Source organism: Xenorhabdus bovienii SS-2004, from assembly GCF_000027225.1.
Classification (GTDB): domain Bacteria; phylum Pseudomonadota; class Gammaproteobacteria; order Enterobacterales; family Enterobacteriaceae; genus Xenorhabdus; species Xenorhabdus bovienii_C.
In genome coordinates this window covers 373131-385731 of the sequence record NC_013892.1, presented here as the reverse complement: position 1 = coordinate 385731, position 12601 = coordinate 373131, and the positions used below count along the sequence as shown (strand labels likewise).

Here is a 12601-nt window from a genome sequence, read left to right as displayed (position 1 = left end):
ATATGAATGTATTGATTGTTGATGATGAACCACTGGCTCGAGAGAATCTGCGTTACCTGCTAGAAGAGGAAACGGATATTCAAATCATCGGTGAGTGTGCCAACGCGGTGGAAGCGATTGGTGCTATCCATCGCCTGAAACCGGATGTGGTTTTCCTCGATATTCAGATGCCCCGCATTACCGGGCTTGAAATGGTGGGGCTGCTTGACCCTGAGCATCGCCCTTATATTGTTTTTCTCACGGCCTTTGATGAATACGCAGTGCAAGCCTTTGAAGAACACGCGTTTGATTATTTGCTGAAACCACCGGAAAAGGAGCGTCTGAGCAAAACGTTGCAGCGACTGCGTTCAGGCTATCAGAAGCAAAATCTGGCAGATCTGCAACAGGAAGATGAACCGCTTAAATATATTCCCTGTACAGGGCACAACCGGATATGGCTGATGCAGTTAGATGAGGTGCTGTATGTCACCTCACGCTTGAGTGGAGTTTATGTGATGAGCGCCAATAAACAGGAAGGTTTTACCGAGTTAACCCTGCGTACGCTAGAAACCCGGACTTCTTTGACTCGCTGCCATCGCCAATATCTGGTCAATATGACTCATTTGCGGGAAATCATTTTTGGAGAAAATGGACAGGCAGAACTGGTGTTACGAAATAATGAGCATATCCCAGTCAGTCGCCGGTATTTAAAACCACTAAAAGAAGTTCTGGGGTTAAATTAATCATTTTTCCGGGCATAATGTCTTCAATATTAAAAAGCCCCTTCTCTGTTAGGAAAAGGGGCTTTATCTTCAAGGCATTATTTCAATGCACTGTGTCTTATCAGCTTATGCGTTGCCGCTGTTTTGACGACGACGTGGTGCGCTATTGCTCTCATCACCACTGCGGCCACGGGAATTAACACGATCGCCACGGCGTTCAGTGCTAAAACGACGACCACCATTACCAAAACCCTCACGATCACGACGTGGTGCATTACCACCGTTGCTACCGTTACCGCCAGTGCTACCATTACCGCCATTGCTAGCGTTGCTACCGTTACCAGTGCGACCACTACCACCGCCACGACGTTCGCGACGTTCAAACGGTTGTGCATCACCCATCAACTGCATATTCAGTGGCTTGTTCAGGATGCGGGTACGTGTGAAGTGAGACAGCAAATCCCCCGGCATTCCTTTTGGCAGCTCAATGGTGGAGTGAGTAGCGAACAGCTTGATATTACCGATATAACGGCTGCTGATATCACCTTCGTTGGCGATTGCACCAACAATGTGACGCACTTCAACACCATCATCACGACCTATTTCAATGCGGTACAGTTCCATGTCTCCCACATCACGGCGTTCGCGGCGCGGACGATCACCTTTGTCGCCACGGTCAGCTCTGTCGCCACGGTCGTTTCTGTCACCTCTGTCATTTCTTTCACGACTGCTGAAACCATCACGGCGACGGTCATCACGATCATTGAATTCACGACGAGGACGACGAACTGGGTCTGGTGGCAGAATCAGTGGGCGCTCACCCTGTGCCATTTTCAGCAATGACGCTGCCAGCGTTTCCATATCCAGCTCATCGTTAGTGCTCAGTTTAGACAACAGGGCACGATATTGATCCAGATCGCTGCTTTCCAGTTGCTGCTGAACCTTAGCCGCAAATTTCTCCAGACGACGCTGGCTCAGAAGTTCTGCATTCGGCAGTTCAACTTCTGGGATGGTCAGTTTCATGGTACGTTCAACGTTACGCAGCAGACGACGCTCGCGGTTTTCAACAAACAGCAGAGCACGGCCAGCACGACCAGCACGACCAGTACGGCCGATACGGTGTACATATGATTCCGCATCCATTGGGATATCGTAGTTCACGACCAGACTGATGCGCTCAACATCCAGACCACGAGCCGCTACATCTGTCGCAATCAGGATATCCAAACGGCCGTCTTTCAAACGTTCCAGTGTCTGCTCACGCAGCGCCTGATTCATGTCACCATTCAATGCCGCAGAGTTATAACCATGACGTTCCAGGGTTTCTGCTACTTCCAGCGTTGCATTTTTGGTACGCACGAAAATAATCGTAGCGTCAAAATCTTCTGTTTCAAGGAAACGTACCAGCGCTTCGTTTTTACGCACGCCATGTACAGACCAGTAGCTTTGGCTGATATCTGGACGAGTCGTCACACTGCTCTGAATACGAACTTCCTGTGGATCATTCATGAAACGACGAGTAATACGACGAATCGCTTCAGGCATAGTTGCTGAGAACAATGCAGTCTGGTGCTCAGCAGGGATCTGGCTCATGATGTTCTCAACATCTTCGATAAAGCCCATGCGCAGCATTTCGTCGGCTTCATCCAGTACCAGACCTTTCAGGTTGGACAGATCCAAAGTACCACGTTTCAGGTGATCCAACAGACGACCCGGCGTGCCTACCACAACCTGTGGCCCTTGACGCAGTGCACGCAATTGCACGTCGTAACGCTGTCCACCGTAGAGTGCAACAACATTTACGCTACGCATTTGCTTGGAAAACTCTGAACATGCTTCAGCAACCTGTACCGCCAGTTCACGGGTTGGCGCTAACACAAGGATCTGTGGAGCTTTAAGCTCAGCATCAATATTGTGCAGCAAAGGCAAGCTAAATGCTGCAGTTTTACCACTACCGGTCTGTGCCATACCCAGCACATCACGACCGTTTAACAGGTGAGGAATACATTGTTGTTGAATAGGGGAAGGCTTCTCATAGCCCATGTCTCCCAATGCAGCAAGAATAGGTGCTGATAAACCTAAATCAGCAAAAGAGATTTCAGTCTCAGTGGTCATGTAATGGTGCCTTATTAATCGTGGCGGCCAGTCTACATAACACAGTGAAAAGAATTTCTATCATTTTCATTTAAAATGTGAACTGGCTCAAATTATGTTATTAAACGAACAAACAAGCCCCCACCTATCAAGATGTGGACTTAAAAATCTGTCATGAAAATGTTCGTCAGCTATTGTTGGTTCGATTCCGATAGGTCATCTTGTCTCTGGCCTAGCAGCGCTAATTCCAACAATGCATAGCGGTGCTCAACAAAATTATGGACATTGTTAGCTACCGTCAGCTTGAATAACGCAACCGCGTTATCCTCATCCCCCAGACTTAGGTAATGCTTACCTAAATAGAAGTCAGTTTCACTGAGATGCTCAGCGAGCGAAGTGTTATCTGATGAATTCTCCTTCAGGCGATCCATCAGTGTTTTTTCACTGATTTTGCCTAAATAGAACTCAACAATATTCCAGCCCCATAGCCCCCGGTTCGCTTTGTCAAAATGGCGTGACAAATTGGTCATTGCAACCTTGGGATCGATTTTATCTTCCACAAGGTACAACCACAACGAACGGAAGGGATCATTTGGATCGTCTTGATAAAACGCCTGCAGATCATCCTGCGCTAAACGATAGCGGCCACCATAATACAGTGTAATGCCGCGATTCATTCGCGCGTAGTTGTAAGTTGGATCAAGCTCTAAAACAGAATCAAACGCTTCATAGGCAGCATCAAAATTGCCTGCCTGCGTAAAATAAATCCCTAAATAATTGAAAATTTCAGGAATATCAGGACGGATAGACAAAGCCACTGAAAAATCATTCTGCGCCAATGCCCTCAGCCCGAGGCTATCATACAACACACCTCTCTCATATAAAAGCTGTGCATACTCATCTTCTGTAAGAGAGCGACTGGCAAGTATTTGTTCCATACGAGCCAGGATAACCTCTTGTTGCAATGTCGGTTGTAATGGAATAGCAATCATTTCATTTTTACGCCATCCAGTGCTGCCACATCCCACAAGGAGAAAGATAACCGCAACATAACACCAGCGCAGAAAAGAATTCATTTCCTACTCCCGAAGTCAGACATTAATCAGAATGCCCTGTTACTCCACCCACATTGTATATTTCAGGCGTCCTGCCCAAAATTGACTAAACGGCGCCCTTTTTACAGGACGCCGTTCTTTACGTCAAATTTATTCTACTGATGATTCTGGTGATTGTAGTGCTTCATCGGTAGTGATATTGGTCACAGCTTCTTTCATACTCAGACGAATACGACCCTGACGGTCGATCTCCAGTACCTTGACAGGCACTTCCTGAGCGAGTTGCAGATAGTCTGTCACTTTCTCAACACGCTTATCTGCAATCTGAGAAATATGTACCAGACCTTCTTTACCACCACCAATAGCAACGAACGCACCGAAGTCAACAATACGGGTCACTTTACCGTTATAAATGCGGCCAACTTCAACCTCAGCAGTAATCTCTTCGATACGTCTGATAGCGTGATGGGCTTTATCACTGTCAGTGGCTGCAATCTTCACAGTACCATCATCTTCGATTTCGATGGTTGTACCAGTTTCTTCTGTCAGTGCACGGATCACTGAACCGCCTTTACCAATCACATCTTTGATCTTGTCTGGATTGATCTTAATGGTGTGAATGCGTGGCGCAAATTCAGAGATATCATTACGTGGGCTTTGGATAGCCTGTTCCATCACGCCAAGAATGTGCAGACGAGCACCTTTGGCTTGATTCAGAGCAACCTGCATGATTTCGCTGGTGATACCTTCAATTTTGATATCCATCTGCAATGCGCTGATACCATCACGGCTACCCGCGACTTTAAAGTCCATGTCACCCAGATGATCTTCGTCACCCAGAATATCAGACAGAACAACAAAGTTATCCCCTTCTTTCACCAGACCCATAGCGATACCAGCAACAGCAGCCTTAATAGGTACACCAGCATCCATCAGTGCCAGTGAAGCACCACAGACAGAAGCCATAGAAGAAGAACCGTTAGATTCGGTAATTTCAGACACTACGCGAATAGTATATGGGAATTCGTTAGCGGTTGGCATTACAGCCAAAACACCACGTTTCGCCAGACGACCGTGACCAATTTCACGACGTTTTGGTGAGCCGACCATACCCGTTTCACCAACAGAGTACGGAGGGAAGTTGTAATGGAACAGGAAGCGATCGGCTCGTTCGCCCATCAGTTCATCAATAACTTGGGCATCACGCTCAGTACCCAGTGTCGCTGCAACTAACGCCTGAGTCTCCCCACGGGTGAACAGGGATGAACCGTGAGTACGTGGCAGTACACCAGTACGAACGTCCAGTGCGCGAACCATGTCTTTTTCACGGCCGTCAATACGAGGCTCACCACGCAGGACACGGCCACGAACGACGTTTTTCTCCAGAACAGACAGAACGTCAAGAACTTCTGATTTTTCCAGTTCAACACCTTTTTCTACTGCTTCTGCAACGATAATCGCAGAAACTTCTTCTTTGATGGTATTAACCTGAGCGTAACGTTCTTGTTTTTCGGTAATACGGTAAGCATCACCCAGACGGCTTTCTGCCAGTTCAGCAACGCGATCATGCAGTGGCTGGTTGATAGATTCTGGTGCCCAGTCCCACTTCTCTTTACCCGTTTCAGCAACTAACGCATTGATGTGATCAATCACAATCTGCTGCTGTTCGTGACCAAAGACAACGGCACCCAGCATCTGCTCTTCAGTCAGCAGCTCCGCTTCAGATTCGACCATCAATACCGCGCCTGCTGTACCCGCAACCACTAAATCTAAACGGCTGTTTTTCAGTTCATCACTGGTTGGGTTCAACACGTACTGATCGTTGATGTAACCGACGCGTGCAGCACCAATTGGGCCATTGAATGGAATGCCTGACAGTGCCAGTGCAGCGGATGCACCAATCATGGCAACGATATCAGGGTTCACCAGTGGATTAACAGAAACAACTGTTGCGATGATTTGAACTTCGTTCAGAAAACCTTCTGGGAACAGTGGGCGCAGAGGACGGTCAATCAAACGGGCAACAAGGGTTTCACCTTCACCTGGACGGCCTTCACGGCGAAAGAAACTTCCTGGAATACGACCAGCAGCGTAAGTACGCTCCTGATAGTTAACGGTCAGTGGGAAGAAATCCTGACCTGCTTTCATTTTTTTCTGGCCAACAACGGTAACAAATACCGCAGTGTCATCCATATTTACCATAACGGCTGCTGTCGCCTGACGAGCCATCATGCCTGTTTCAATGGTCACTGTATGCTGACCATACTGGAATTTACGAACAATCGGATTCAGCAAAATCATATTCCTTGGTTAGTGTTGCCGACTCTAAATATCAGCAACAATAGACATTCTCTTTTTGCTACACCCTCACGACTAATGACAACACTTAATTCCCTTAAGCACTCTCATTAGCCGCGCGAGTCCCTGTAACGGAAGAGGTTAAAATTTCAGAAACAGAACTTAAGTTTTTAACGTTCCGCTTCCTAGAAGAAAAGGGGCCCTATTAGGCCCCTTTTCACTGAAACTCATCAATTAGCGACGCAGTCCCAGACGCTCGATCAGTGCAGTATAACGTGCAAGATCTTTGCGCTTCAGGTAGTTCAGTAGCTTACGACGCTGTGCAACCATGCGCAGCAGACCACGACGGCTGTGGTGATCTTTTTTGTGCTCTGAAAAGTGGCCTTGCAGGTGGTTGATTTGAGCGGTCAGCAGGGCAACCTGAACTTCGCTAGAACCACTGTCATTAGTGCCACGGCCAAACTCAGCAACGATTTGCGCTTTTGCTTCAGTGCTTAGAGACATAGTATAACTCCAAATATAGATTAAAAATCATGAGTGCCGATCTCTAATTCAGCAACTCACATATAGACGCGCTATTCTACGCTGCAAATAGGGGAAGCGCAAGACAGCCCAGTGATCATCATTTCCACGTTCCAGTACAATTTGCCTGTTTCTTATCTGTACCAAATTGCCTGTTTTAAACCACACAATTTATGCGATTAGTTTTTATAATTGTTCTATTTCTACCACCAGACGACGCGGAGCCACCAAGCCACCATCATCAATCACCGCGATGCCGATGAATTTGTTTTCATCCCCTTCAGTGACTCTCACCCATTCACCGGATGTTAAACTGTGTTTACTGCGAACTGGCTGCCCCTGCTTAAGATAAGCAGCAACAACTGATGCCAACTGAATGACTGGAAAATGTGCGACCGCTGTATCCATTGGCAGTAACAATGGATCGAGCAATTCTCCCGCATCAACTTCTTGTTCTTCAGCCTGTTTTTTTAATTCATGCAACTGTTCCAGTGTCACCATTCTATGAGTAGGATAATTGGCAACCTGCAAACGGTGCAGATAAATTACATGCGCACCACAGCCCAATAGTTCGCCTAAATCATCAATGATAGTACGGATATACGTTCCCTTGGAACAGTGTATTTCCAGCTCTAGCTCATCACCTTCCCAGCGAATGAACTGCAATTCGTAAACAGTAATCGGACGCGCTTCCCGCTCAATTGCAATTCCCTGACGGGCATATTCATACAGCGGTTTTCCCTGATGTTTCAGCGCAGAATACATGGAAGGAACCTGCATGGTATCACCACGGAATGTATCCAATGCGGCTGCAAGCTGGGGCTGGGTAATCTGCACTTCACGTTCACAAATGACTTTTCCATGTGAATCCGAAGTGTCTGTGCGCTGTCCCAAACGGGCAATTACCCGATAGCGTTTGTCAGAATCCAGCAGGAACTGGGAAAATTTGGTCGCTTCACCAAGGCAAATTGGCAGCATTCCGGTAGCCAGTGGATCTAGCGCACCCGTATGACCCGCTTTGCTGGCATCGAAGATCCGCCTTACTTTCTGTAACGCATCATTAGAGGAAATATCCTGCGGCTTATCCAGCAGCAATACGCCGTGTATCGCACGGCCCCTACGACGACGCCCCATCACTTTTCCTCGTTGTGATCCGTAGAAACACGACGCTGCTCATCGTTTTTCACGACTTTAGTGACAAGGTTTGACATGCGCATTCCGTCTACCAGAGAGCTGTCGTAAGAGAACGTCAGTTCAGGGATAACACGCAGACGCATGGCTTTGCCCAGCAAGGAACGAATAAAACCAGAAGCTTCATTCAAGGCCTTAATGCCCACGTTAACCATATCCGAATCTTGCCCTTCGACCAACACATTCAAAAAAGTCACAAATACTTTGGCATAAGCCAGATCACGGGAAACCTCAACACCAGAGACTGTTGCCATACCGATACGGGGATCTTTAACTTCGCGCTGTAAAATGATGGCAATTTCTTTTTGCATTTCCTGTGCAACGCGCTGAGTTCGGCTGAATTCTCTTGCCATTGTTTTATCTCCTGACATTTTGGGGGGCATAAAGCCCCCCAAGAATGGAATGAATCTATGATGGTATTAAACGATGGAGCGTTTGATTTCAATAATTTCAAAGACTTCAATCATGTCACCAACACGGACGTCATTGTAGTTCTTCACACCGATACCACATTCCATACCATTACGGACTTCGTTAACGTCATCCTTAAAGCGACGCAGGGATTCCAGCTCACCTTCGTAGATAACCACGTTGTCACGCAGGACGCGGATAGGGTTATTACGCTTGATGGAGCCTTCTGTCACCATACAGCCAGCGATAGCACCAAACTTCGGTGATTTAAAGACATCACGGACTTCTGCAAGACCCATGATCTGCTGTTTGTATTCTGGTGCCAGCATACCGCTCATTGCCTGTTTGATTTCATCAATCAGACTATAGATAACGGAGTAGTAACGCAGATCAACACTTTCGCTTTCAATAATACGACGTGCAGAAGCATCCGCACGGACGTTGAAGCCCAGAATGATTGCGTTAGACGCTGCGGCAAGAGTCGCATCAGTTTCAGTGATCCCGCCGACACCAGAACCGATGATTTTCACTTTCACTTCATCAGTAGACAGTTTCAGCAGTGAGTCGCAGATCGCTTCACATGTACCCTGAACGTCGGTTTTCAGAACGATGTTCAGTTCAGATACCTTACCTTCTTCCATGTTGGCAAACATGTTTTCCAGTTTAGATTTCTGCTGGCGAGCCAGTTTCACTTCGCGGAATTTACCCTGACGGTACAAGGCTACTTCACGAGCTTTCTTCTCGTCACGTACCACAGTCGCTTCATCACCCGCTGACGGTACGCTGGAAAGACCTAGAATTTCGACTGGAATGGATGGACCAGCAGACGTGACTTCAAGACCAAGTTCGTCACGCATCGCACGGATACGGCCATATTCAAAGCCACACAGGACGATGTCGCCCTTATTCAGAGTACCTGATTGAACCAGAATGGTTGCAACTGGGCCACGGCCTTTATCCAGGAAGGATTCAATGACCACACCATTAGCCATACCAGTACGAACAGCATTCAGTTCAAGCAGTTCAGCCTGTAGCAGAATACATTCCAGCAATTCATCAATACCGAGACCTGCTTTGGCAGAAACGCTCATGAACTGGTTTTCACCACCCCATTCTTCAGGAATGATACCGTATTGTGTCAGTTCATTCTTGACGCGATCTGGATCAGCATCTGGCTTATCGATTTTGTTCACAGCAACAACAACAGGTACGTTAGCTGCCTTGGCATGCTGGATGGCTTCCACGGTCTGAGGCATCACGCCATCATCCGCGGCGACAACCAGAACGACGATATCCGTCGCCTTGGCACCACGAGCACGCATAGAAGTAAACGCAGCATGTCCTGGGGTATCAAGGAAGGTGATCATACCTTTTTCAGTTTGTACATGGTACGCACCGATATGCTGGGTAATGCCACCTGCTTCGCCAGAAGCTACTTTAGTAGAACGAATGTAGTCCAGCAGTGAGGTTTTACCGTGGTCAACGTGACCCATGATGGTAACAACAGGCGCACGTGACTCAGCCAGCGTTTCACCTGTGTCACGATCGCTCATCAGCGCTTCTTCCAGTTCGTTTTCACGACGCAGGATAACTTTGTGCCCCATTTCTTCAGCAACTAGCTGTGCAGTTTCCTGATCAATAACTTGATTAATGGTCGCCATAGCGCCCATCTTCATCATGGTCTTGATAACTTGGGAACCTTTGACCGCCATCTTGTTGGCCAGTTCAGCTACGGTAATGGTTTCACCAATCACAACATCACGGTTAACCGCGGCAACTGGCTTGGTGAAGCTTTGCTGTAAGGTACTCGGTTTGCGCTGTTTGCCTTTGTTACGGCCAACTGCACGTGCTTCTTCGCGATCAGCTTTCGATTCAGAATGTTTGTTATTCTTCTTCTGGCGTGTAGCTTTGCCACCACGGCTACGGGTACGGCGATCGCCTTCAACTTTAGCGTCATTTTCGTCTTCCGCAGCACGGGCGTGTTGGGAAGTGGTTACGTGATAATCATCAGTATTTTCGCTGGGTTCAGCGGTTTCTGACCATTTATCTTTATTTTCTTCTGCCATGCGACGCGCTTCTTCCGCGACACGTTTCGCTTCCGCTTCAACTTTGCGGCGCACCTCTTCTTCAGCTTTGCGTTTTAAATTTGCTGCTTCGGCTTCACGGCGCGCTTTTTCACTTTGCACGGCAGGCTCAGTCTGAACTGATTTTGGTTTGTTTTCGGTATGTTGCTTAGTCACTTTTTCTTTTTCCGCCGCCTCACGCTGAGTCATGTCAACCCCTTCGCGTTTAGCTTTTTCTTCTGCTTCACGTTGAGCGCTCTTTGCTGCTTCACGTTTTGCCTGTTCTTCAGCATCACGTTTAGCTTGCTCTTCCGCGAATTTTTTCGCTTCAGTTTCAAGCCGCGCCTTTTCTTCTACCTCGCGCCGAGCCTGCTCTTCCGCTTCACGCTTCGCCTGTTCTTCCGTTGGAGATTGTTCAATCGCGTCACGGTTCACATATGTGCGTTTTTTGCGGACTTCAATCGCTACCGATTTACTTTTGCCACCGGTGCCAGGAACGTTTAGTGTACTGCGAGTCTTACGCTGTAGTGTCAATTTACCTGGCTGGCCGCCAGAACCGCCTTGTTCGCGGTTCAAGTGTGCCAGCAAAGATTCTTTTTCTCTCTGGGAAACAGAGTCAGTTGCGGTTTTCTGAATGCCAGCATCAGCGAATTGCTGGATCAGGCGTTCAACCGATGTCTGGATCTCTTCTGCCAGTAATTTTACGGTTACCTCTGTCATTCTGTTCCTTCCTGCTACAGTTTATTTATGCATCATCGCCAAACCAACAGATATTACGGGCTGCCATAATGAGTTCTCCTGCTTTCTCATCACTCAGTCCTTCGATATCAGATAAGTCGTCGATACCCTGCTCGGCAAGATCTTCCAGAGTACAGATGCCATGGGCAGCCAGGTTAAACGCCAAAGTACGATCCATGCCAGATAAATTCAATAAATCTTCGGCAGGTTGCTGATCACCAAGACTCTCTTTCTGAGCCAGTTCCAGCGTCGTCAAGGCCGCTTTTGCACGTTCACGAAGAACTTCAACGGTTTCCTCATCAAGGCCTTCTATTGCCAGAAGTTCATTAATTGGCACATAAGCCAGTTCTTCTAGCGTAGAGAAACCTTCCTCGACCAATACGGTGGCGAAATCTACATCAATGTCGAGATGCTTGGTAAATGTATCAATAGAAGCATGTGCTTCTGCCTGATGTTTTGCTTGCAGCTCTTCCGCAGTCATGACATTCAGTTCCCACTTGTCATCACCACGATGTTTTTTCAGCAGTTGTGCCGCCAGGCGGACGTTTTGACCATTACGGCCAATCGCCTGAGCAAGATTGCTGCTTTCCACGGCAACATCCATCGTGCAGTTATCTTCATCAACTACGATAGATGCAACATCCGCCGGAGCCATTGCATTAATGACAAACTGTGCAGGGTTATCATCCCACAGCACAATGTCAATTCTTTCACCGCCCAGTTCACTGGAAACGGCCTGTACTCTCGCACCACGCATACCTACGCAGGCACCAACTGGATCGATACGTTTGTCGTTGGTTTTTACTGCGATTTTCGCGCGAGAGCCTGGATCACGGGCGGCTGCTTTAATCTCAATGATCTCTTCGCCAATCTCAGGCACCTCAATGCGGAACAGCTCAACCAACATCTCAGGACGAGAGCGGGTGATAAAAAGCTGTGCGCCACGAGCTTCTGGACGAACATCATACAGGACACCACGCACACGGTCACCTGGACGGAAGTTTTCCCGTGGCAACATATCTTCACGTAAAATGACCGCTTCAGCGTTATTACCCAAATCAAGGGTAATATTTTCACGGTTCACTTTCTTGACCTGAGCAGTCACGATCTCGCCCTGCTGCTCACGGAACTGATCAACCACCATCGCCCGTTCAGCTTCACGCACTTTCTGTACGATAACCTGTTTTGCGGTCTGGGTAGTGATACGGTCAAAAGTTACTGATTCAATTTGATCTTCAATATAACCACCCAGTTCCATTTCTGGGTCTTCATATTTTGCAGCTTCCAGCGTGATTTCACGGGTTGGCAGAGTTACTTCCTCAACCGCCACCCAACGACGGAAGGTATCGAAATCACCGGATTTACGATCGATGCAGACACGAACGTCAATTTCCTGCTCATACTTTTTCTTGGTGGCTGTCGCCAGTGCAATTTCTAATGCTTCGAAGATTTTTTCGCGAGGGAGAGATTTTTCATTAGAAACCGCTTCCACAACAGCCAGAATTTCTTTATTCATCCTAGTTGCCTC

9 protein-coding genes are annotated in these 12601 nt (G+C 47.6%); 1 reads left to right on the top strand and 8 read right to left on the bottom strand.

What is annotated here, in order from left to right; genetic code table 11:
- The first annotated feature begins 2 nt into the window (after positions 1 to 2).
- Positions 3 to 722: a two-component system response regulator BtsR gene (gene btsR, locus XBJ1_RS01655; protein ID WP_012986984.1), complete on the top strand. Its 720-nt coding sequence runs from the start codon at positions 3 to 5 to the stop codon at positions 720 to 722.
- A gap of 105 nt (positions 723 to 827) precedes the next feature.
- Here btsR and XBJ1_RS01650 read toward each other — a convergent pair whose 3' ends face one another.
- From XBJ1_RS01650 to nusA, 8 genes are all read right to left on the bottom strand, one after another.
- The gene (locus XBJ1_RS01650) at positions 828 to 2816 is read right to left on the bottom strand and encodes a DEAD/DEAH family ATP-dependent RNA helicase (RefSeq protein ID WP_012986983.1); all 1989 of its coding nucleotides are present in this window, start codon (positions 2814 to 2816) and stop codon (positions 828 to 830) included.
- Between the two features lie 170 nt (positions 2817 to 2986).
- Positions 2987 to 3871 carry a lipoprotein NlpI gene (nlpI, locus tag XBJ1_RS01645; protein ID WP_012986982.1) on the bottom strand — a complete coding sequence of 295 codons (885 nt, stop codon included), beginning with the start codon at positions 3869 to 3871 and terminating at the stop codon, positions 2987 to 2989.
- A gap of 129 nt (positions 3872 to 4000) precedes the next feature.
- Positions 4001 to 6145: a polyribonucleotide nucleotidyltransferase gene (gene pnp / locus XBJ1_RS01640; RefSeq protein ID WP_012986981.1), complete on the bottom strand. Its 2145-nt coding sequence runs from the start codon at positions 6143 to 6145 to the stop codon at positions 4001 to 4003.
- A gap of 237 nt (positions 6146 to 6382) precedes the next feature.
- Positions 6383 to 6652 (bottom strand): 30S ribosomal protein S15, encoded by a 270-nt coding sequence (rpsO, locus tag XBJ1_RS01635; RefSeq protein WP_012986980.1) that lies wholly within the window; start codon positions 6650 to 6652, stop codon positions 6383 to 6385.
- Between the two features lie 204 nt (positions 6653 to 6856).
- Positions 6857 to 7804 carry a tRNA pseudouridine(55) synthase TruB gene (truB, locus tag XBJ1_RS01630; protein WP_012986979.1) on the bottom strand — a complete coding sequence of 316 codons (948 nt, stop codon included), beginning with the start codon at positions 7802 to 7804 and terminating at the stop codon, positions 6857 to 6859.
- Positions 7804 to 8214 carry a 30S ribosome-binding factor RbfA gene (gene rbfA / locus XBJ1_RS01625; protein WP_012986978.1) on the bottom strand — a complete coding sequence of 137 codons (411 nt, stop codon included), beginning with the start codon at positions 8212 to 8214 and terminating at the stop codon, positions 7804 to 7806. Before rbfA ends, truB begins: the two co-directional genes overlap by 1 nt.
- Before the next feature lie 66 nt (positions 8215 to 8280).
- Positions 8281 to 11055 (bottom strand): translation initiation factor IF-2, encoded by a 2775-nt coding sequence (gene infB / locus XBJ1_RS01620; RefSeq protein WP_012986977.1) that lies wholly within the window; start codon positions 11053 to 11055, stop codon positions 8281 to 8283.
- Positions 11056 to 11080: 25 nt separating this feature from the next.
- Positions 11081 to 12589, bottom strand: coding sequence for a transcription termination factor NusA (gene nusA, locus XBJ1_RS01615; RefSeq protein ID WP_012986976.1), 1509 nt, complete (start codon positions 12587 to 12589; stop codon positions 11081 to 11083).
- Between the last annotated feature and the right edge of the window lie 12 nt (positions 12590 to 12601).